Annotated in this window: 21 protein-coding genes; 3 read left to right on the top strand and 18 right to left on the bottom strand. The window is 64.3% G+C overall.

The genetic code is table 11. The features are described from left to right. Window positions 1-8: 8 nt before the first annotated feature. From ACYR7D_RS05975 to ACYR7D_RS05895, 17 genes are all read right to left on the bottom strand, one after another. On the bottom strand, window positions 9-1,469 hold the full coding sequence (locus ACYR7D_RS05975) for an aldehyde dehydrogenase family protein (protein WP_459550042.1): 1,461 nt from the start codon (window positions 1,467-1,469) through the stop codon (window positions 9-11). Window positions 1,470-1,546: 77 nt separating this feature from the next. Continuing rightward, window positions 1,547-3,256 carry a thiamine pyrophosphate-binding protein gene (locus ACYR7D_RS05970; protein WP_459548623.1) on the bottom strand — a complete coding sequence of 570 codons (1,710 nt, stop codon included), beginning with the start codon at window positions 3,254-3,256 and terminating at the stop codon, window positions 1,547-1,549. Window positions 3,257-3,290: 34 nt separating this feature from the next. Beyond that, window positions 3,291-4,034 carry a GntR family transcriptional regulator gene (locus ACYR7D_RS05965; RefSeq protein WP_459548622.1) on the bottom strand — a complete coding sequence of 248 codons (744 nt, stop codon included), beginning with the start codon at window positions 4,032-4,034 and terminating at the stop codon, window positions 3,291-3,293. A gap of 67 nt (window positions 4,035-4,101) precedes the next feature. Then, window positions 4,102-4,983: a VOC family protein gene (locus ACYR7D_RS05960; protein WP_459548621.1), complete on the bottom strand. Its 882-nt coding sequence runs from the start codon at window positions 4,981-4,983 to the stop codon at window positions 4,102-4,104. After that, on the bottom strand, window positions 4,943-6,403 hold the full coding sequence (locus tag ACYR7D_RS05955; RefSeq protein WP_459548620.1) for an NAD-dependent succinate-semialdehyde dehydrogenase: 1,461 nt from the start codon (window positions 6,401-6,403) through the stop codon (window positions 4,943-4,945). Before ACYR7D_RS05955 ends, ACYR7D_RS05960 begins: the two co-directional genes overlap by 41 nt. Continuing rightward, window positions 6,400-7,392 (bottom strand): ornithine cyclodeaminase family protein, encoded by a 993-nt coding sequence (locus ACYR7D_RS05950; protein WP_459548619.1) that lies wholly within the window; start codon window positions 7,390-7,392, stop codon window positions 6,400-6,402. The genes ACYR7D_RS05955 and ACYR7D_RS05950 overlap by 4 nt, the downstream gene beginning before the upstream one ends. Further along, window positions 7,389-8,402: a dihydrodipicolinate synthase family protein gene (locus ACYR7D_RS05945; RefSeq protein WP_459548618.1), complete on the bottom strand. Its 1,014-nt coding sequence runs from the start codon at window positions 8,400-8,402 to the stop codon at window positions 7,389-7,391. The genes ACYR7D_RS05950 and ACYR7D_RS05945 overlap by 4 nt, the downstream gene beginning before the upstream one ends. Then, window positions 8,402-9,079: a hypothetical protein gene (locus tag ACYR7D_RS05940; RefSeq protein WP_459548617.1), complete on the bottom strand. Its 678-nt coding sequence runs from the start codon at window positions 9,077-9,079 to the stop codon at window positions 8,402-8,404. Before ACYR7D_RS05940 ends, ACYR7D_RS05945 begins: the two co-directional genes overlap by 1 nt. Beyond that, window positions 9,076-9,651 (bottom strand): amino acid synthesis family protein, encoded by a 576-nt coding sequence (locus ACYR7D_RS05935; protein WP_459548616.1) that lies wholly within the window; start codon window positions 9,649-9,651, stop codon window positions 9,076-9,078. The genes ACYR7D_RS05940 and ACYR7D_RS05935 overlap by 4 nt, the downstream gene beginning before the upstream one ends. Before the next feature lie 29 nt (window positions 9,652-9,680). Then, a complete protein-coding gene (locus ACYR7D_RS05930; RefSeq protein ID WP_459548615.1) occupies window positions 9,681-10,868 on the bottom strand; it encodes an amidohydrolase family protein in 1,188 nt (395 codons plus the stop codon). An 82-nt stretch (window positions 10,869-10,950) separates the two neighbouring features. Beyond that, complete coding sequence (locus ACYR7D_RS05925) at window positions 10,951-11,157, bottom strand: ferredoxin (RefSeq protein ID WP_459548614.1); 207 nt, start codon at window positions 11,155-11,157, stop codon at window positions 10,951-10,953. After that, window positions 11,157-11,675 (bottom strand): aromatic-ring-hydroxylating dioxygenase subunit beta, encoded by a 519-nt coding sequence (locus tag ACYR7D_RS05920; RefSeq protein ID WP_459548613.1) that lies wholly within the window; start codon window positions 11,673-11,675, stop codon window positions 11,157-11,159. The genes ACYR7D_RS05925 and ACYR7D_RS05920 overlap by 1 nt, the downstream gene beginning before the upstream one ends. After that, complete coding sequence (locus ACYR7D_RS05915; protein ID WP_459548612.1) at window positions 11,672-12,913, bottom strand: aromatic ring-hydroxylating oxygenase subunit alpha; 1,242 nt, start codon at window positions 12,911-12,913, stop codon at window positions 11,672-11,674. The genes ACYR7D_RS05920 and ACYR7D_RS05915 overlap by 4 nt, the downstream gene beginning before the upstream one ends. A gap of 121 nt (window positions 12,914-13,034) precedes the next feature. Continuing rightward, window positions 13,035-13,568: an aromatic-ring-hydroxylating dioxygenase subunit beta gene (locus ACYR7D_RS05910; RefSeq protein ID WP_459548611.1), complete on the bottom strand. Its 534-nt coding sequence runs from the start codon at window positions 13,566-13,568 to the stop codon at window positions 13,035-13,037. After that, the gene (locus ACYR7D_RS05905; RefSeq protein ID WP_459548610.1) at window positions 13,565-14,920 is read right to left on the bottom strand and encodes an aromatic ring-hydroxylating oxygenase subunit alpha; all 1,356 of its coding nucleotides are present in this window, start codon (window positions 14,918-14,920) and stop codon (window positions 13,565-13,567) included. The genes ACYR7D_RS05910 and ACYR7D_RS05905 overlap by 4 nt, the downstream gene beginning before the upstream one ends. Before the next feature lie 36 nt (window positions 14,921-14,956). After that, window positions 14,957-15,319, bottom strand: coding sequence for a Rieske (2Fe-2S) protein (locus ACYR7D_RS05900; protein ID WP_459548609.1), 363 nt, complete (start codon window positions 15,317-15,319; stop codon window positions 14,957-14,959). 20 nt (window positions 15,320-15,339) lie between these two features. Next, window positions 15,340-15,633 (bottom strand): hypothetical protein, encoded by a 294-nt coding sequence (locus ACYR7D_RS05895; RefSeq protein WP_459548608.1) that lies wholly within the window; start codon window positions 15,631-15,633, stop codon window positions 15,340-15,342. Between the two features lie 157 nt (window positions 15,634-15,790). Between ACYR7D_RS05895 and ACYR7D_RS05890 the strand changes: the two genes are divergently transcribed. Genes ACYR7D_RS05890 through ACYR7D_RS05880 form a run of 3 tightly spaced genes read left to right on the top strand, consistent with a single transcriptional unit; the run spans window position 15,791 to window position 19,508 of the window. Further along, window positions 15,791-16,663 (top strand): FAD binding domain-containing protein, encoded by an 873-nt coding sequence (locus ACYR7D_RS05890; protein WP_459548607.1) that lies wholly within the window; start codon window positions 15,791-15,793, stop codon window positions 16,661-16,663. Further along, entirely contained in the window at window positions 16,660-17,151 is a 492-nt protein-coding gene (locus tag ACYR7D_RS05885; protein WP_459548606.1) for a (2Fe-2S)-binding protein, read from the top strand. The genes ACYR7D_RS05890 and ACYR7D_RS05885 overlap by 4 nt, the downstream gene beginning before the upstream one ends. Then, window positions 17,148-19,508 carry a xanthine dehydrogenase family protein molybdopterin-binding subunit gene (locus ACYR7D_RS05880; protein WP_459548605.1) on the top strand — a complete coding sequence of 787 codons (2,361 nt, stop codon included), beginning with the start codon at window positions 17,148-17,150 and terminating at the stop codon, window positions 19,506-19,508. Before ACYR7D_RS05885 ends, ACYR7D_RS05880 begins: the two co-directional genes overlap by 4 nt. A 528-nt stretch (window positions 19,509-20,036) precedes the next feature. Here ACYR7D_RS05880 and ACYR7D_RS05875 read toward each other — a convergent pair. Beyond that, a complete protein-coding gene (locus ACYR7D_RS05875; RefSeq protein ID WP_459550041.1) occupies window positions 20,037-21,050 on the bottom strand; it encodes an AraC family transcriptional regulator in 1,014 nt (337 codons plus the stop codon). Window positions 21,051-21,350 lie beyond the last annotated feature (300 nt).

Here is a 21,350-nt window from a genome sequence, read left to right as displayed (position 1 = left end):
GGTGGTCGTCAGCCGAGCAGACGGTTCAGGGATGCCTTCGCGTCCCCGAGCCGCGTGTGAACGACTTTGTGCTCGAGGTAGGTCGACAATTCGTCCTTCGACTCCTCCCGTCCGAGTGCACTGTTCTTCGATCCGCCGAACGGGGTCCCGAAATAGTGGCGGGTGGAGTCGTTGATCCACACGTATCCTGCCTCCAGTGCATCCGCTGTCTTATGCGCGACGGCGAGGTCGTTGGTCCAGACGCTGGCGGTCAGTCCGAGATCGAGCCCGTTCGCCTCGGCGAGCATGGCGTCGTAGTCACTCCATTCGAACACCGAGATCACGGGGCCGAAGATCTCTTCGCGACCGATACGCATCTGGCCGGTGACATCGGCGAACAGGGCTGGCTCGATGAAGTTGCCACCGTCGGGCAGTCCGGGCGGCCGGCCGCCTCCGCACACCAGCGACGCGCCTTCCCGCACGCCCGATTCGATGTACTCGGTCACCCTTTCCTTGTGCGCTCTGCTCACGACCGGTCCGATATCGGTCGTCTCGTCGTATGCGATACCGACGCGGTAGTCCCCCAGCCGGGATTGCATTCGGGCAACGAACTCGTCGTAGATTGATGTGTGAACGATGACGCGGGAGTTCGATCCGCAGGACTGCCCCTGACAGACGTCGAGGTTCATCCCGTAGATCGCCCCCTCTACGGCGAGATCGATATCCACATCGGGGAATACGACCATTGCGTTCTTGCCGCCGAGCTCCAGACTCACATGCTTCACATGGCCGCTTTCTGCCGCGCGGCGTTGGATCAGCAGGCCGGTCGGCACCGAGCCGGTGAAGGCCAGGCGTTTCACGCTCCGGTGCGTAACGATGGCGTCGCCGGCCTCGGCTCCTCCGGACACGATGTTGACGACCCCGGGAGGGAACGCTTCGGCGAACAGTTCCGCCAGGGCCAGCGTCGACAGCGATGTCTCGTCGGACGGTTTCATCACCAGGGTATTTCCGGTGATCAGCGAGGGCAGTGGTCGCGTGATCGCGAACATGACGGGATGATTGAAGGCGGTGATCCGCCCCACCACGCCGTACGGACGATGCGCGGTGTAGTGCAGATTGCCCGCGCTGGCCGGAAAAACTTCTCCGGTCAAGGATTTCGCGAAGGCCGGCCAGCCGTCCAGGTACGCGTCGCAGAGATCGACATCCAACCGCATCGCTTTCACCGGATTGCCACAGTCGATCGCGTCGAGCATGGCCAGACGCTCACGATTCTCACGAACCAATCGCCCGAACTGCTCGAAGCACGCCGCCCGCCCACGTACGCCGAGAGCTTCCCATGCGGGCCGGGCGGCCCGTGCACTGTCGACGGCGGCGTACACATCGACGGACGAGGCTCTGGGTATCTCGGTGAGCCGGGCACCGGTCGATGGATCGAAGACCGCCTGTGTCGCACCATCCGAGGCCTCGACAAAGCGACCGTCGATCAGCATTTTGAAGCTTCCTGAAGTCACGTATTCGTCGACGGGATTCGTGGTCTGAGTTGTTGACATGAGAAAGTCCTTCCACTTCAGAATCCGGGCGTGCGGACGTCGATGAGCGCCGGCTTACCGCTGCCCACTACCGACATCGCTTCCCCGAGGGTCTCGGCCAGCAGATCGGCGCGGTCTATCGGGCCGGATGCCCAGACACCGAAAGAGCGGGCCATGGCGGCCAGATCCACCGCCGGGTCCGCGAGTCCCGCTCCGACATAGCGGAGGCGGTCGTCGTGCCCGCGCTGCTCGGCGATCTGGATCGCGTGTTCGACGGTGTTCCCGTACTGGCGGTTGTTGTTGACGACGATCAGTACCGGAAGCGAGCGGTGGGCCGCGGTCCACAGCGCCGACGGGAGGAACAGCAGATCCCCGTCGGCCTGGATATCGATGGTGATCGTCCCGGGTGGTTGCGCGAGAGCGACACCCAAGGCGCCACCGACACCGTAGCCGAGTCCACCGCCGGCGGCCCATCCTGTGTATTGCCTGGCCCTATCGAGGTCGAACAGCGTGTGCTCCAGGCGGGCGTTGGTGCCGCCGCCGAGAACGAAGTCGGTACCGGTCACCGCGTCGGCGATTTCGTAGAGGACACGCTCGAGCGGTATGACACCGTCACCGGTCGCAGCGCTGGCCGCGAGTTTCCAGTGGCGCCTGGCCTGGGAGGTCCGCGCTGCGATCGCAGCGCTTCTGTTCCCGACACGTTCCGGTGAGAGGGGAGCCGACCGTACACGGTCGAGCAGGGCGGCCACCGCGTGATCGGCGGTCGCCGTGATGTACCGTCCCGGAACCATGGACTGGTAGTCGTGCGCCCACGATCGCAGCTTCAGATTCGCCACCGACACGTTCAGGATCGTCAGGTCGTGCCGGCTCGAACGCTTGCGCAGATGGGTATGGATATCCTCGACATCCAGAGCGAGCAGGACGTCCGCCTCGTCCAGGAACTCGGGAATGTGCATACCCGCCAACGGATGATTGGTGGGAAAAGCGTGTCGGACCCCAGTGTCGACCACCGGCGCACCCAGCGCTTCGGCGAGCTCCACCAGCGCCGCGAACGACTCCGGAGTCGACCCCGCGTAACCCGCCAGAACGACAGGCCGGCGGGCCTCGCGTAGCCGGGCGAACATCCAGTCGACGTCCTCGGCTGCCGGCGCCGGATCGCGGGGCACCGTGTATTCCGAGATACCGACGGGGGCGAATTCGGGGGGCAGCGGCTCCTCTTGGAGGTCGACGTCGTAGCAGAGGTACACCGGGCCGTGTGGCGCGCTGGCAGCTGCGCCCAGCGCCCTGGCGAACGATTCCTCGACCCCGCCCACATCGTGCGGCTCGTCGTCCCATTTGACGAAGTCGCGCACGATGTTCGCCTGGACCGACGCAGTATGGATCCAGTCGATCCAGGGTCGGCGATGTTGAGTGGCTTTGGGCCCGGTGCCACCCATCAATATCATCGGCGTTCTGTCGCACCACGCGTTGTAGATCGACATGCTAGCGTTCTGCAGGCCCACCACATTGTGCAGCAGCGCAGCCATCGGTTTACCTGCTGCCTTCGCGTACCCCTGCGCCATGCTGACCGCGACAGATTCATGCATGCACAACGTGATCTCCGGCGCTCCCGGACGATGCACCAGCGAATCGTGGATGCCACGGAAACTGGCGCCGGGATTGAAGGCGACATGCTCGATACCGGCCTCGATCAGCAGGTCGACGATGACGTCCGAGCCGAATCGTGGTGGTGGAACTGCGAGGGTCACGAGATCTTCTCCTGGTTCTTCGGGAATGTGTCGGTCAGCTCGGCGACAGGCCGGAGCGGTCGGCGTCGTCCCCGCGCATCCGGCGCCCGGCCTCGAGAACAGCCGCACAGGAGTGGAGAACATGCTGTTCAGCAGCTGCCCTCGCCCCTGCAGCGTCGCCCGCCGCCATGAACTGCAGGATCTCCTCGTGCTCCTCGGTCGAGGCAATGGGACGGTGCACTCCGTTGCTCCTGGACCACAACCGGGCATACCGCTCGGAACGCTGCCGCAACGGCCTCAGGACATCGAGCCCGGTACGGGTACCGGCCGGCGCCATGATCGCGTCGTGGAATTCGGTATTCAGGGCCAGCCAGGCGGGGTGGTCGCTCTCTTCGCGCAATCGCTGGTTGATCCCCGCTGCTCGCGCCAGGCTGCCCGCATCGACAACCGGCACCGCGCGTTCGATGATCCAACCCTCGATCACGCCGCGTAACGAGAACACTTCCATGAGCTGCTCGGGGTCGGTACCGCGCACAGACGAGAATCTGTGCGCTCGGGAGTCGATGAGCCCTTCCGCTTGCAACTGGCGCAGCGCCTCGCGGACCGGCACCCGGGAAACTCCGAAGTGAGCGGCGAGTTCGACCTGGTTGAGCGGGGCTCCGTCCCCGAGGTCGCCCGCGTTGATGGCGTTTCGTAACGACTCCGCGATGTAGTCGGCCGTGATGCGGCGGCCGGTGAGCCGCGCGTCGACTCCCACGATCGACAGGTCGAGCCCACCGCCTACAGTGGCAGAATCCATGGAACCCTCCTCCGGAGGAGCTTGTCGACGATCGGGGCCGACCGGGCCCGGGTACTGGCTCATCGCGTCACTCGAGAAAGGACTGCGGCGGCAACGGTCCCCACGCGTTCAAAGTTGTGGACAGGCGGTCTCCCGGCTCCCACCCGATCGGCGCAGCGTCAGGATCGGCGATATGCGCCATATCGGCGAACAGCTCGATACGAAGCCCGGACGACGGGTCACACACGTAGGTGAACAGACTCCGGCCCGGACGATGGCGGCCGGGTCCGTACTCGATTTTGTATCCCTGGGCATCCAGGTTGTCCAAAATGGGCTGGTAGCCGTGCCATCCGGCGACCTCCAGACCGACGTGATGCACGCTCGGTCGTGATCCCGGGCGCAATGCGACGTTGTGGTGCTCGGTATCGGTGCGCATCCAGTACAGCGTTTCGCCGATGTACTCCGACAGCCGCAACCTCAGGACGTCGGTGAAGAATGCCGCGGAAGCGGCGGGTGCCGGAGATTTGAGATTGATGTGGCCCATCCGCCGAGGCCGGATCGTCGAGGACGGAGGAAGCGGTACCCGCAGTGAGTCACGTGTCTCGAGGGTGACCGTGATGCCTCCGGGCTCGGTCAGCGTCAAGGCCGAGTCGGTGACCTCGCTGCCCTCGAGCATCGATCCGAGCTCGCGTAGCTCAGCGTCGCGGGGAAGACCGAATACCACTTTCTCCACCGCGAGTTCGGGTCCCGCCACCAGCTCGATGGCCCCCTGCCCCGCGTCACGCCCGTACTCTCCGTGGCAGACCGCCAGCAACCCGCTCTCGCTCGGTTCGATCCGCAGATCGAAGCCGGTGGACAGGAATGTCGCTGTTGCCTCGGGATCGGGAACTCGCACCACCAGGCGCTCGAGCTGACCGATATCCCCGTACTCAAGCGTCGATCGCGACATACTGGAGGTCGAGATAGTCATTGATTCCCTCCCTTCCGCCTTCACGTCCAAGACCTGACTGCTTGATACCGCCGAAAGGTGCGGCAGCATTGGACACCAGTGGGCGATTGATCGCCACCATCCCGAAATCGAGCCGTTCGGTGAGCCGCAGAGCATTCTCGACGTCGCGGGTGTACAGATAGGCGACGAGTCCGTACTCGGTGGCGTTCGCGAGCCGAATTGCCTCGTCCATATCTTCGAAAGCCGTTATTCCGATCACCGGGCCGAAGATCTCCTCGGTGAACATCTGCGCCTCGACCGGCACATCGCCCAGAACTGTGGGCTCGAAGAATGTGCCCGGTCCGTCGACCGGATTCCCGCCGGTCAGGAGCTGTGCCCCTCTGCCGACCGCGTCCGCGATCAGTGTGGCGAGGGTGTGCCGAGCGCGCTCGCCGATGACCGGGCCCACCTGAGTCGATGGATCGAGTCCGTGCCCGAGGACCAAGTCCGTCATCCGGGCGGTCACCGATTCGGCGAACTCGGCGGCGATATCGCGGTGCACGAGGAAACGGTTGGCCGCGGTGCATGCTTCGCCCATGTTCCGCATCTTGGCGATGAGCGCGCCCTCGACCGCACGGTCGATATCGGCGTCGGCCGCCACGATGAACGGGGCGTTGCCGCCCAGTTCCATCGACGGCCTGACCACTTTCGGTCCACATTGTGCGATGAGCCGACGGCCGACCTCGGTAGAGCCGGTGAAGGAAAGTTTCCTGATTTGTCCCGAATCCAGGAGCGCACCGCACACCCCTGCGGAGTCGCGGGTGGTGACGACATCGAGGACTCCGGGGGGTAACCCCGCTTCGACGAACAGTCGAGCGAATTCTATTGTTGTCAGCGGGGTCTCGGCCGCCGGTTTGATGATCGCGGTGCAACCGGCTGCCAGTGCCGGCGCGATCTTGCGGGTGGCCATTGCCAGGGGGAAGTTCCACGGCGTGATGAGCAGGCAGGGTCCGACCGGGCGCCGGGACACGAGCATGCGCGACCCTCCGTCGGGAGCCCGGTGGTAAGCGCCCTCTGGTCGCACTGCCTCCTCGGAATACCATCTGAGGAATTCGGCCCCGTAGTCGACTTCCGCCCGCGCCTCGGCCAGTGGCTTACCCATCTCGGCGACGATCAGGCGAGCAAATTCTTCGCGGCGGCCGATGAGCGCATCGTAGGCACGCCGAAGAAGTTCGGCGCGGACACGGCTGGGCGTCGCGGCCCAGTCCGGCGCGGCGGCCACTATCGACTCCAGGGCGAGCAATCCCTCGTCGACAGTCGCATCGGCCACTGTCGCGAGTTCCTGACCGGTCGCCGGGTCACATACCGGGAAGGTCGCCCCGGTTGTCGACCACCTGCCGTCGATCAACAACCCACTGGGCACGTCCCGGGCTGTCGCGATCGCTTCTGCTGCTGCGGTCATACTCGTTCCTTGTTCGATGTCGGTGCGGTTTTGAGTTCGCTGATATCCCCGATGTCACGGCCGAGCCGGCGCCGGACAGCGCTGTCGAAGATCGCCGCGCCCAGCGCGAGATCCTGAAGCGCGGTACCCACCGATTTGAACAACAGCAGGTCCCGGCCTTCGCTCTCAACGGTGCAACCGGCGTCCCAATCGGACATGTTCACCAGAGACCGCCCCGAGATGGCGAGGTTGTCCACCGCGCTGGCCACGTCCCCGGACTCCTGGAGAACCTGGCGCACGTCGTCGACCAGGACCGCCCTGGCGCGGGAGAACGTCGTATCGTCGAGTTCGCGCAGATCCGGCCGCGTGGATCCGATGGATAGCACCGTCGCACCGGTGGCGAAAGCCGTTCCGTCGACCACCGGCTTGGGCGATTTGGTGCACAACACCGTGACCGAGCAGGCGGCTACCACCTCGGAGATATCCTGGACCGGCTCGATCTCGACACCGGTTTCCGCGCTCAAGCGGGCGGCGAAGGCGCCCCGCCTTCGCGCGTCGCGGCCGAAGACCCGTACCTTCCGCAGTGGCCACAGCCGCGCGAAGGCACGCAGGTGACCCTCCGCCTCGAATCCGGTGCCCACCAAACCAAGCACATCGGTGCCGTCCGGGCACAACAAACTACCCGCGACGGCAGTCGTGGCCGCGGTCCGTAGCTTGGTCACTTCCGAGGCGTCCAGAGTTGCCAGCAGCTCGCCGGTTTCCTGACGGTAGAGCAGCAACAAGTAGCGATTGCCCACGCCCCGGGCCGATGTCATGAGCTTTGTGCCCATCACGTCTCCGAGGGCGGCGGGCATCGACCGGAAGAATCCGCTCGGCAGGTCCACGTCGATGCGCGGAGGTAGCGCGAAGCGGCCCTGCCGCTGGCCTTCCAGCGCGATCTGCGCGGCCTCGTAGGCGACCTCCTCGGTACACAGGGACCTGATCGTGTGACTATCGAGATGAACGGTCACCGTGCACGACCCGCGTAGAATTCGTCGTCGTCGGCGGGGAGGTCGAACCCCGACGCGGCCAGCCCGGCGCGCAACGCCTTCATCTGTCCAGGGGCCAGCCTCATCTGCGGCATCCGAAGCAGCCCGCCGTTGAACCCGTTCAACCAGCCCAGGTACTTCCAGCCGTTGCGGTGGATCAGGTTCGCCCCGGCGAAGGTGGCGTGGAAGGCGCTCTTGGCCTCGCGGCCGGCGTTATAACTCCAGAAGATCTGCATCGCCGTGTCGTAATTGCCGGCGTTGAGTTCGCGCATCATGGCCGGAACTCTGTCGCCGAAGGAGTCGTATCCGCTGGTCCCCCACCACCGCACATCGAACAGGCGCGACAGTGCCGGTGCGTGCTGCTCCATCGGGTTCTGCACGATCAGATGCGACGCGCACTTGTCGTGGACCTCGACGAACGACGACAGGAACGCTCCGCCGCCACCTTCGTACTTCAGCGCCGCGGCGGTTTCCAGCTTGCTCATCTCCTCGAGCGCTTCGAGCGGGAATCCGTTCGGCGCCAGTGGTTTGAACCCCCAGGTCGACGCCGCGAACAGGATCATCGCCAGGTCGGTACGGTCGGTTACGTACCGGGTGTGCTCGACGATCTCTGCGGCGCTGCGGGGTCGGAAACTCTGCGGATAGGACAGGAGTCCCGCCTCGGCACCGAGATCGGTGGCGAGCCGGGCGACCTCCAACGACTGCTCCACTGTGTCGAAACTGAGGTGGGCGACGATCTTGAAACCGGCAGGGGCCGCCTCGACCGCCACCTCGAGAAAACGCTTGTACTCGTCGAAATCGGTGCCGCTCTCGGAAGCCACCAGCGTCCCCCAGAACCCGAGGCGGGCGGCGTGCACCACATCGTGCCGGATCCCGGCTTCGTTCAGACCGGAGAAGTCTTCGGTAAAGGAGGGAAGGGTGACCGCGCAACCGCCTTCCCATTCGTTCTTCGCGCGGTCCTTGATATCTCCACGGCTGTACGGCAGTGCCATTATCGATTGCCTTTCGAAACAGATCGGGTGATCGAGATCGGGTCGTAGACCCAGCGCCCGCTGGTGAACCAGGGCCGCGATGCCAGCTCGGCCCGCCTCGGGGTATCGCGGGCGGCTTTTCGCTCCGGCGCCGCCAGCGCGTCGTGTCCGGTGATCTCGTGTAGTGCCAGGTGCGTCCACTCGGGCCCCGCAGAGCCCGGGCGAACGCGATACCGGCGCACCCGCAGCCAGCCGGGCACCTTCATGAGCAGCGGTACGTGTTCGTCCTCGTACCAGCCCTCGAAATCGCCCTCTTCCTCAGCCGGAACATTGAACGCGACGGCGAACAGCACGTGGTCACCACCGGTTTCGTCGCTGGGGGTGCCGTCGGGAGCGGTGTCGGAGATCTGATCGGCGATATACCTTGTGAAGTGGCTGACGTTCGCGAGCATTCGCGCGGTCCGGTCGGGCGGGTCGGACTTGAGTGTCTCGTAGGCCGGCGTTTTCAACGCGGCCATGTCGTCTAGGAAATAGCACGCCAGGTGCCACGGGTCCCCTTGCTGCCGGTAGCGCAGTGCGTGGGAGAAACCATCGATCACCAGTCGGGCGGGGATATGCTCGTTCTCGTACCAGTCGTCGAAGTCCTCTTCCCAGCCGGGCGGCGGGGACATCTGGGAGAACAGGATTCCTTCGGTCACCGCAGGCCGTCTCCGATCGCGTCCTCGACAGCGAGCCCGCCGACCCGGTGATGTACACGTCCGCGGGTTGCCATGGCCGCGATGACGGCGATCTCATCGGGCCGGGGGCCGGTTGGGATCGACACGGTGATCGCGTCGTAGAACTCACGGACGAACAGTGCCTTTTTGTAGGCCAGCGGGATATCGATACTGGTGCCCGCGGTTCCCAGCTTGGTGGCCGAGGTCACCCACCCGGTGCCGCCGATTCCGTCGCGCATCGCGTCGCCGAACGGAGTCGTCAAGCATGCGACACCGTGCTCCTGCTCGCCCGCCAATCCGACGATCGCGCCTTTTCCGCAGCTCTGGGCTTCCGCGCCTCCGAGCGCCCGCAGACAACGAGCGACCAGTTCCTCGGCGAGCTCCCCGCTCGGTGCGATCAGATCGTCGAGATTCTCGCTGTAGGTACCGGCGTAGGGGTTCTCGACGACCGCTGCCACCGCAGCCTTCACCAGTGGTGTCTCGACCGGTGTTCCACCGTCGATGTGGATCTCTTCCACCGTCGTCTGCCAGGCTCGGATCCTGAGCTCACTCATCGTTGGTCCTCTTTCACATCAATCGGTGATCAGTAGTTCTCTCGGTCGAATGCGGCGGGCCCCGACAGCCGCACGGAACGGCGGGCCGCCGGCGTATTCCGGCTCTTGGTGAAGCGCAGAACGCCATCGGTGACCACTGCGCACACGCCGGGCACGTCACCCACTTCGAGTGCGTCCGCCCACGTCTTCCCCATCGATCCCAGCGGCGCGTCCAGGACCACGAGATCGGCCGGACGCCCGACCTCCAACCGGCCCGCGTCGAGCCCGTAGACCGCACCCACCTGCCCGGTCATGCTCGCAACGGCCTGCTGCCAGGTCAGGCCGCCGAGCGAGACGAGCTCGGCAGTGAGGTGCCACAACGCCAGAGGCACCACACCGGTGCCCGTCGGCGTATCGCTGGCGATCAGGATGCGGTGCTCCTGCCCGTGGTTGCGTGCCACACGACAGATATCCAGTGAGGATCGCAGATTGCCCGCCATCACGAGTTGAAGTGCCATGGTGCTCTCTCGCACCACTCGTTCGTTGTCCCGCACCGACATGGCGGTGGGCCCGCCGTTGACGTGGAAGGAGATATCCGGATCGATCTCCAGCAGCGCGTCGGCATCCATCCGTTCCAGAGTTCCCGGAATCGAGCCGCCGCCCGTGTGCACTGTGGTGACGATTCCGGCAGCACGTGCGTCAGCAACGAGCTGCACATAATCCAGTGGCGAGGACACCGCGCCGAATCCGCCCTTCGCCAGGCGTACGCCCTGGGCCCGCAGGTAGTCGAAATCTTGTCTCGTCAGCCCGGGCTCCAGGATGACGGACCCGCCATGGACGGTCATTCCGCCGGGCCGGAAATTCCGGAAGGCCCGCTGAGCCGCGACCGCAAGGGCCTTGACTCCCTCGACATCGCTAGGGCGGCCCGGGACATGGACCTCGCTGGCGCTGAGCGCCCTCGTCACACCGCCGTGGACATAGCTCTCCAGAAACCCGACAGTTTTCTGTCGGGGGGTGTAGTCGCCGAAAGTCGTGTGCACGTGCGAATCGATCAGACCGGGTACGACTCCCGCGCCCTGGGCATCGATCACCAGTTCATGGTCGGCTGCCGATACCTCACTCGACGATCCGATCCAGGTGATCATGCCGCCGTCGCAGATGATCGCGTCACCGGCCAAGGGAGTACCGGCCGAATCACCGGTGTGGCTGAGGCCGATGGAGACGACTGCGGTACTCACCGGACCACCTTCCTGCTGCCGGTCGAGCGCGGCGCTTGGTCCATGTACTCAATGTGGCCGGAGGCACCGGCGCGGATGCCGCTCACTCGCGCTCCCCTTCGTGCAGGGTGATCGCGGCCACCGGGCACATCGGGACGGCGGCCCGCACCTGCTCTATCTCTTCGGGTGAGACAGCGTGGGCCTTCCGCAGTACGGCCTGGCCCGCGTCGTCGATATCGAAATAGTCAGGGGCGGCGGACACACAGTTGCCGTAGCCCTGGCACAGTGAGAGGTCGATGGCTACCAGCATCAGAGGAACACTCCCAAGTTCTTTGTGGACATGGAGGATTGGTCGATGATGATCCGGCGGCGTGCGATCAGCAGGGTCGTTTTCTCCCGTCGCAGCCGGTCCTGCCGTTCTCCGACGATCAGGTCGTGAGCACCCAAATCGCCCCTGCTGCGGTACAGCAGGAAATTGGTTCGGACGTCCAGCCGGCCAGGCTCGTCAGCAGCACTGACCCGGAGGTTGGTGATCAAGCGGCGAGTATGTGAGGGTGGGTCCTCGCTCCAGGCAACATCGGTCCGGAGCCGGCGCACCCGAAGCGTGAGCGAAGGCAGCGTGTCGTCGAAATGCCCTAGAGCATCGATGATGTCAGATGCGGGACTCTTCCGGGTCACCCGGATCGGTGCCGTGTACTCCACCTCGGGTGCGAAGAGTTCCAGCCATTGTTCCCACTGCCGGTTGTCGAGTAGCTCGGCCTCTCGTGAGTAGAAGTCCTCGACCTCCACTCGCGTGGACAGATCGACGGCTCGGATTGTGCGGGTCATCGGTTCACCTCCAGCAGATGCTCGCGCCACACCCGGTAGTACGACCGTGCGGCGGATTCACTGAATTTGCCGTCGAATACCTGACCGGGGCCGGGGAATTCGGCACGGTCGAGCGGCGTCATCCCCAAACCCATTCCGTAATGGAGATCGAAATCGACGGGGCGATACAGGGCAGCGTCGGACGATCTGGTCTGAGATTCCCAGTTCTCGGTGTCGTCCTGGTCGAACATTCCGGATGAACTGAAGGTCTGGGTGTACATGCGCCGGCCGAGCTTCTTCCACCAGGCCGGGGCGTCGCGCTCCACCAGATGCCACGACCAGACCTGTGTGCGTCCCGGTCCGGCGGGTTGCCATACCCGCAGCATCGCTCCGCTGACGCGGCGGCCTTCGATCTCGATGAAGTTCGGGATGAGAAAGGTGAAGTTCGGAAACACGTTGCCGTGCATATTCTTCAGCCGCGACAGCGTCGTCAATTGGTCGGAATCGAGGTGGCGTTTGTACTCGTGGCGGAGTTCGTCGGGAAAGTAGGATTGCTCGTCGAAGTGCACCCCGACGCCGAGCCCGTGGCCGCCGCCGGGGTCGACATGGTAGCCGTCCCTACCGAAGTCGACTCCCTTCACCATGTTCAGGCGTGCCAAGAACGAATGAGCCGTTGCCGTGTGATAGGCATCGGAGGCGAAGTTTTCCGACGGTAGGCGCCAATTGGTCGGGACCACCCATTTCTCGGGGACCCCCACAACCTCCATTTCGGCACGGCCGACGATGAGATCCAGATACCACCGGATATCGCCGAGGAAGTCCTCCAGTGACGGGCCTGCTGCCGTCCATGTCGCGAAGATCAGGCCCTGATAGACCTCACAACGCGCCTCGACCAGATGTAGCGCGCCCCGGTCCAGTCCTTCCGGGTAGGCGACCCGTTCGAAAGGCGCTCCCATGAAAGTACCGAGGAAGTCCCCCTTGGAGCCGTAGGTGAAACCGTGGTAGGGGCAACGCCACATGTTCACCTCCCCGAAATCCTCGCAGGCCAGACGCATTCCGCGATGCCGGCAAGCGTTCAGGAACACCCGGATGACGCTGTCGTCTCCACGGCCCACGATGACCGATTCCTCACCCATCGTGCGAACGACGAACGAGCCGGGATTCGGCACTTCGGAGATATGGCCGAGAAACAGCCAGGTTCGTCCGAACAGGCGCTCCAGTTCCAGTTCGTAGACACCGGGGTCGGTGTAGACGAACATCGGGATCTTTCCCTGTTCCGGAACAACGGATCGACGAATCCGATCCTCGAGCTCTTGTTTTGCGTGGACGTCATAGCGCATCATGGCCACGTTTCACCTTTTCGTTGGACCAGTTGCATCTCTAGAAGAAGAAACTGAGGTTGAAAGACTTCAATACGCTCTGGTCGAGCAGAACGCGCCGCTTCTTCAGAAGTAACGCACCACTTTCGTCACGGACCAGTACGTCCTCGCGTACACCGGAGAAGAGGTCCGGCGACTGATCGGCACGTGCCCGTGTGACGAAGAACTGACTTCGAACGTCGTATGTCTGGACGCCGGTGAGTTCGACCGACAGGTTGGTCACGAGGTGGCGGGTACGCGAACCCGGCTGTTCTGCCCACGCCATCTCCGTCTTCAGGCGGTTGATCCGCATTCGTATCGATGCGTGGTCGTCCATGAAATAGTCCATGTCATCACGGAAGCCCGGCCCGTCCTTCGGCATCAGGCTGAGCCGCAGAGGCATCGAATAGGTGATATCGGGATGCAGTGTCGCGTACCACTCTTCCAGCAGCCCGTCATCGAGTAGATGGACCTCGCGGGTGGTCCAGTCGCTGATTTCGTCGTGGATTGCGGTACCGTGGCCGAGCGAAGCGCGACGGTGTGTTCGTTCGGTCATCCCAACGGCTCCCTTCGGGCCGCGATGGGGTCGTGCTCGGTCAGCCAGCGTAGCCATTCGCCATAGAATGCGAGCTGGGTTCGTTCACCGTAGGAGCCCGGGTACGCTTGTCCCGGCCCGGGAAATGTGGGGTCGGGCTGGAGGTCGAGACCCATACCGTGATGCAAGTTGTATCGCTGCGCGATTTTGCCGCTGTTGACCAGCGTGCAATCCTCCCAGTTCTCGGTATCGTCCTGTTCGAAGGTTCCCGAGGGGCCGAAAGTACGGACATATGCTTCGGCGGTCTCCCGCTTGAATTGCTCGGGGGCCGACTTGTCGACCACCAGATAGGAGTGGATGCGCGTCCGGTTGTGCGCGATCGGCTCCCAGAACCGGAACGAGAGAAACGGACAGGGTAGCGCCCCCTCCGCCTTCGCGACGAGCACGTGGAGATAGGAGAAGTTGGGGAAAACTGTTCCCACACTGAACGAGATGTTCTCCATGACCTGTTGCTGCGGAATGCTCAGATGCTGCTTGAACTCCGGCACCATTTCACGCGGCATTCCGAGATAGTTGAATTCCGGGGGCCCGGGCACCACGTGGAGAACATGGCCGCCCTCCGCGGTGATCAGATGCCCACCGGAGAGGGCCATGGGGTCCGGCGGCAACAGGCCGAGTTCGACCATACTGCCGTGCGCGGTATACAGGTGGAAGTTGTCCCCGGTGAAATTATCCGTGGCGAATTTCCAGTTGGTTGCGGCCTCCCACACGTGCGGGACCCCGATTACCTCGGAACCTTCCGCGGAGCGATTCGCGATGAGGTCGAAGTAGAAACGCATGTTGCCCAGGTAGTCGGCCAGCGTGGGTGCCTCCGGATTCCACGTTCCGAAGATGAATCCCGCATAGGAATCGACCTGCGTCACGGGAATCAGGCCCAGCTCTTCCTTGCGCAGCCGTTTTGCGTCGTAGAGTTGCTCGGCGAAGACACCGGCGAGCGATCCGTCCCGGTTGTACGCCCATCCGTGATAGACGCAGCGCATGAACTTCAAGTTGTCCCGGTCCGCACGGCACACTCGCATTCCGCGATGCCGGCACGAATTGAGAAACGCCCTGATCTGGCGGTCGTCTCCCATGACGAGGACGATCGGCTCCCCGGCCAGTGTGCGGGTGATTGTGTCTCCCGGGCGGGCGAACTCGGACTCGTGGGCGAGGAAGTTCCATGTCCGCCGGAAGATTCGCTCCTGCTCGAGCTCGAATATCTCGGCGTCACCGTAGATCCGCCGGGAGACGTGCCCCTCCTTCTCGTCGACCAGGTCGGTGAGTCTGGTACCGTCGGCCAGCCGGCCCGCTGGCCGTTGCGTTTCGATTGTCATATCGCGACTCCGTGAGGTCGTAGTAGATAGGACGTTTCAGTTGCGGGGCGCCCCCCACGAACCGAAACTCGAGGTTCGGGGAGCGGGTGCGTTCTCGGTGTCGGTATGCAGGGTGATCGCGATGGCTCCATTCGAATCGACTTCGACCTCGTACACCGGCAGGGATTTGCAGAACGGCCCGAGCTGAAGAGAACCGTCGGCACTGTCGAACACCGCGCCGTGCAGGGGGCATTCGACCAAGCCGTCCTCGGCGACCGGCTGGTCGCCCATGAGGGTGCGAAGATGCGTGCACCAAGCCGAGACCGCCCGGATCTCGTCGCCGAGCCGAATCAACATGACCTTCGCACCATCGATTTCGGTGACCGTTGCGTAACCGTCACGCAGTTCGTCACGTGACACACCGGTTTGCCTGCCCGCGGTCATGGCACGCTTCGGTGGTAGGAAATGATCGGAGGACCGCTCAGGATCGACCTCACTCGCTCGAGAAAGTCGACACCGGCCGACGATGCCAGTGCGCGTTCCGGCGCGCCGGGGTCGGCCCAGTCGATGAGCAACACGACTTCGTCGTTTTCCCCAGCAGTAAGTATCCGATAGGTCGCAATATCGGTCTGCGCGAAATAGGAATGCGTCTGCAGTAGGGTCAACAACTCTTGCCGCCGATCGCCGATCACTGGCAATCGTACGATTTCCACAGGGGCGAACTCGTCATCCACGCCTCGAATGTATTCAGTAGCCAATGAACGACAAGGGCATGGCCCGTATCACAGCGCATACCGGATAGAGACGCGCGTCACGCGGATAGTGAGCCGTGCTCGGGTCGGGAGATAGTGACGAAGTGAATACAGTAAACGGTGGCCTGCGGGCGGCTCGATGAAGCCCGCGCCGTTTGTCTACGAGCGTGCGGTATCTCTCGAGGGCGCTATCGCTTCGCTGGCTGCTCACGGCAACGAAACAAAAGTACTGGCCGGTGGGCAGAGCTTGATTCCGCTGATGAATCAGAGACTCGAAAAGCCCACTCGCCTTGTGGATATCATGCACGTGGAGGGTCTGGACACTCTCGGCGTTTCCGAGGGCTACGTCGAGATCGGCGCGGCGGTCCGGCAGCGTGTTGTAGAACAGAACACGGAGATCGGGCCCGCAGTGCCTATGCTGATCGAGGCCCTCGGATTCGTCGCCTACCCTGAGGTACGCAATGCCGGCACCGTCTGCGGCAGCCTCGCGCACGGCGACGCGTTCGCTGAGATGCCCTCGGTCGCACTTGCTCTCGACGCGGAACTGGTGACGATGTCTTCGAGAGGACGTCGGACGATTCCTGCCACCGAGTTCTTCCTGGACGCCACAACGACCGCGTTGGCGCCGGACGAGCTGCTGGTGGCGGTCCGGGTCCCGATTCTCGGCACCGCCTCGGGAACGGCCTTCCATGAGGTCGCTCCCCGCAACGGTGGCTACGCGCTCGCGGGTGTCGCCGCCCGCGTCGATATGGCGGACGGGGTGATCGTCCACGCCGCGCTGAGCGTACTCGGCGCCCCACCGGTACCTGTACGCGCCCGGACAGCGGAGACCACGCTGATCGGAAATGCTCCCGGCGCAACGCTCTTCGCCGAAGCCGCGAATGTGCTGGCGCGTGCGATCGAAGCGCGCGACGACATCCACGCGACAGCCACATACCGGAAGCAACTCGTCGAAGTTCTGGCGCGTCGTGCTCTCGCGACGGCCGTGCACCGCATCAAGGAGGAACTGTGACCCGAGTCGAACTAATCGTCAACGGCATCGAGCGCTCGGCGGAGATACCGGACCGGAAGCTTCTCGTCGATGCTGTCCGAGAGGACTTCGGCCTCACCGGTACGAAGGTGGGATGCTCACACGGGTCATGTGGCACCTGCACCCTGCACGTCGACGGGGTGCCTGTGCGCAGTTGCCTCGTCTTCGCAGTCCAAGTCAGCGGCCAGGAGATCCGTACCGTCGAGGGCCTTGCAGAAGATGGCACGCTGAGCCCGTTACAGGCGGCCTTCCGTAGATTCCACGGTTTGCAATGCGGCTTCTGCACGCCGGGGTTCCTGATGACCGCGACAGCCCTGCTGGACTCGGATGTGGAGATCGACGCCGAAACCGCCCGCAAGCACCTCACCGGCAACCTCTGTCGTTGTACCGGTTACGAGGGCATCGTCGACGCGGTCGTCGCCACCGCCGAGTCCCGGGACACGAACTCTTCCGACGAGGTCCGGCCGTGAGCACCGACACCGCATCGTTCGCCGACCGGCGCTGGGTGGGTCGACCTCTCGAACGCTTCGAGGACCCGAAGATGCTCACCGGAGCCGCTCGCTACGTCGGCGATCTCACCCCTCCCGGCACCGTCGAGGCCGCATTCGTCCGCGCCGCGTTCGCTCACGCCCGCATCCTGCAGATCGACGTGGCGGCCGCACGGCAACTGCCGGGTGTCCTCGCTGTCTATACCGCCGTGGACATGGTGTCTACCACGCCGTTGACGCATCTGGTCGAGGTCCCCGACGTCTTACCGACCCCGCGTGGTGCGCTGGCGCGAGACAAGGTTCGCTTCGTCGGGGAACCGGTCGCCGTCGTGATCGCGGTCGACCGCTACGTCGCCGAGGACGCGGCCGATCTGGTCGAGGTCCGGTATGAGCCCTTGGCGCCCGTCAGCTCGATCGAGAGTGCTCTCGCACCCGACGCCCCCCTGATCCACGAGAATGTACCCGGCAACTGTTACCACCGCGCCGAACGAGACTCGGGCACCGCGGCGGCGTTCCGCGACGCCGCCCACATCGTGCGCCGCCGGATGCACCTGGGGCGGGCGATGTCGTCTGCGATGGAGGCCAGGGGCATCGTGGCGGCATTGGACCCGGCCACCGAGGAACTCACCTGCTGGATCTCGAGTCAAGCTCCGCACCAGCAGCGATTCTTCCTCGCGACGGCCCTGGGCCTACCCGAGAATCGTATTCGCGTCGTGGCGCCTGCGGTCGGTGGGGCGTTCGGCCCGAAGGATTTCATTTTTCCCGAAGACATCTGCGTCGCCTGGGCGGCCATGCAGCTTCGCCGGCCCGTCAAATGGATCGAGGATCGCACCGAGAACTTCACCGCCGCGCCGCAGGCGAAAGAACAGCAACTCGAACTCGAGATAGCCGCCGACGCCGACGGGCACCTTCTGGCCGCGCGGGGACGATTCGTCGGGGATACCGGGGCGTACTCGTACTCCGCGCCGGGCGGGCTGATCGACTACGCGATGACCGCACAGGCCGTTCCCGGCCCCTACCGTTTCGGAGCCTATGCATTCGACATCGCGGGCGTCCTCACCAACAAAGCACCCATCGCGCCTTATCGGGGAGTGGGGTTCACCGGAGCACAGCTCATTCGTGAGCTGCTCCTCGACGATCTCGCGCGCGCCACGGGCACCGATCCGGTGGAACTGCGCCGGCGCAACCTGCTCAACGGCCGACCGCACCGGTCGCTGACCGGCATGAACTACGACGGCGGCAGCTACGCGGCCAGTCTGGACAAGGCCCTGTCACAGGTCGACTACCCTAACTTCCGGATACACCAGGCCGCGGCGCGGGCGAAGGGCCGACTGCTCGGAATCGGCATTTCCCCGTTCATCGAGATGACCGCGATGGGGACACGTTCGGAACTCACCAGCGGGGTCAATATCTTCAGTCACGACCGAGCACGGGTGACGATTGACCTTACCGGCAAGCTCACCGTCGCAGTCGGGACATGTTCACACGGGCAGGGCCATCACACAGTGTTCGCTCAGGTGACGGCAGATGCTTTCGGCATCGCCCCGGCTGATGTCGTCATCGTGGACGGCGATACAGGCCGAACCCCATGGGGAATGGGATCGTTCGCCAGCCGAAGCACCGTCTTCGGAACCGGAACGATCCTCGCGGCCGCGGGACGGCTACGGGAGAAACTTCTGCACGTCGCGTCGCTGCTCCTGGATACGCCCGAGGAAGCACTCGAGTGCCGCGACGGCTTCGTCGGCATAAAGGGCGTCGCCGAGGCTCGAATTTCATTCGCCGAACTCGCGCAGGCTGCGCACTTCGATCTGCGCATACGTTCGGTGCTCGACGATCCATCGATGACTGCCGAGGCTTTCTTCGACTCCGATCCGACCTTTTCGAACGGTGTCGTAATCGCCGTGGTCGAGGTGGATCCGGAAACCGGCCGCGTTTCGGTCCAGCGGCTCGTCGCGGTCGAGGACTGCGGGACGATGCTCAACCCCGCACTGGTAGAAGGGCAGATCCGCGGGGGGGTGGCACAGGGCGTGGGCCTCGCCCTCATGGAGGAGCAGGTGTACGACGACTCGGGGCAGCCCCTTGCGACGGGCTACCACGGATATGTGCTCCCGCGGGCGAACGACCTACCCGAGATATCGATCGACCATCTGACGACACCCTCACCGCATACGCCGGAGGGCGTCAAGGGGATGGGCGAAGGGTCCTCGATCGCCACACCGGCCGCGATCGCGTGCGCTGTGAACGATGCTATCGGTGGGCCCGCCGCAGCGAACATAGTGTCCCTGCCCCTGACGCCGCCGGTCGTGCTCGCGGCGCTCGAGGCGTCCGCGAAACGGTGAACCGTTATCCGCGGCCCCGGCTCCTCCGCGCGCCGGGGCCACCGGTTCGGCCCGCCGATGCCCGTCACCCTTGCTGCATGCCGCTCCTGCAGGCGAGCACCGATACAACTCGGTACAGCCCGAGCGAGCACCCGGCCGGAGGCGGCCACGGCTCAGGCCGGGAAACAGTGGCGTCCGGGCGTATTCGGCGAGCAGTTCGAGGGTCCGGCCGTCGGGTGTGCCGCCCCTGAGGGCGTCGGTTACGACACAGCGTGCACATCCGGATTTATCCACACGCGCGGGGATCTCTCACAGGTCGCCACTCTCGGCCATCCAGCCGCGACCACGCAATAGGTACGACTTCCTTCGCGCAACGCACCGACGTCCACGGCGATCCGCTCGTCGTGCCCGGCGCCAGCACAGGCGCACCATGGGGGCTTCTCCAGCGCTGCCGTGCAGGGTTCACACCGGCACAGCCCGTGGCGCGGCGGTCAACGACGCGTCATCGCGGATGCCGCCTGTCAGCTCGACTTTCACAAAGCGCGGCGTTCACAGCTCGCGCAGGGTTCGAGACGGTAGTTCGCCATATCGCGCCCGGTAAACCTGCGACAGGCGTCCGAGGTGCGAAAATCCCCACCGTTGAGCTACCTCCGACACACTGACCCCTTCGACGGGACTGGCTTTGCTCAGTTCCTGATGAATTCGCTCCAAGCGCTGATTCCGGATGAACTCGGTCGGGGTGCAGCCCAGGTCCCGGATGAACCCCGCCTGCAGCGCGCGGATACTGACATTGTGCTGAGTGGCCAACGCGCCGATCTGCAACGGTTCGTCCAGATGTTGCAGGATGTAGTCCACGACCTGTCGAATGTGCGGCGCACGCGCGGGGGCGGCGGCCGCCGTCAGCAGATCGGTGTAGTTGTGTGGATGCCACAACAGCAGTGCATTTACCACCAGATCGTTGATTGCAGCAGCGCTTGCACCGCCCGTAGGCCCGCCGTGCAGTTCCAGCGAATCGCGCATGACGATCTCCGCGGTGACCAGTTCCAACACCGATTTCCAGCGAACTCCGGTAACCCCGGAGAGATCGATACCCAAGGGCATCCGGATCGGCCCTCTGCGCAACGGTCGGCCGAGTAGTTCTCTGAGGCCCTCATCGATCGCACTGCGCTCCACGCGTAAGATCATCTGAGCCGTATCCGGGGCCCACATCATCCGCAGCGAGTCCTCGGGAGTGGTAAGCGCCGCCCGTGCCGCCGACGCGACAATTCTCTGATCGCCACTCTCCACCCGCGCTTTTCCGCGCACCGGCAGGTGTAGGCAGTAACAGTTGGAGACATCGGGTGCAGTGATCTCGACTTCGGTCCCCCAGTCCAGATAGGCCAGGGTGACGGTGCTGATCTGGGCGGCGAACAGCCGGACGCGCGCTTGATCCCGCGGACCGATGACTCTGACACCGTGCGGGTCCACGACGCGACTCGTAGTCGCCCTCGCGCGGTCGATATCGCGGCCGACAAAGGCGGGATGTGCACTCAGCGCGGAGGGAACATCGCTTTTCGCAAACATCACTCCACACTCCTGACTGTGTCGTGGCTTTCCGACGGCCGATTCCGCTGCTCGCCGCCCCTCATGTCATTATCCACATGGATAACTGCAGAAGTCCAGTAAAAATGTCCAGCTAGTACGGATGACCGCGAGCAGAGCAGGATGGTCGCAGCAACGTGGGGAAATCCACCTCTGCGTGGGCTCGAACTCGTCGATGACTTCGCGGTCAGAGCCTGCATTCACGGGGCGGCAGCGCGGTTGCGGTATTCGGCAAGAGGGCCGGAGAACCCAACACGGGCGGCGTCAACAGCGGCTACTCCT

The organism is Nocardia sp. X0981 (assembly GCF_977089955.1).
Note: the sequence above shows the minus strand (reverse complement) of the source record. Positions and strands in the feature narration are given on the sequence as shown.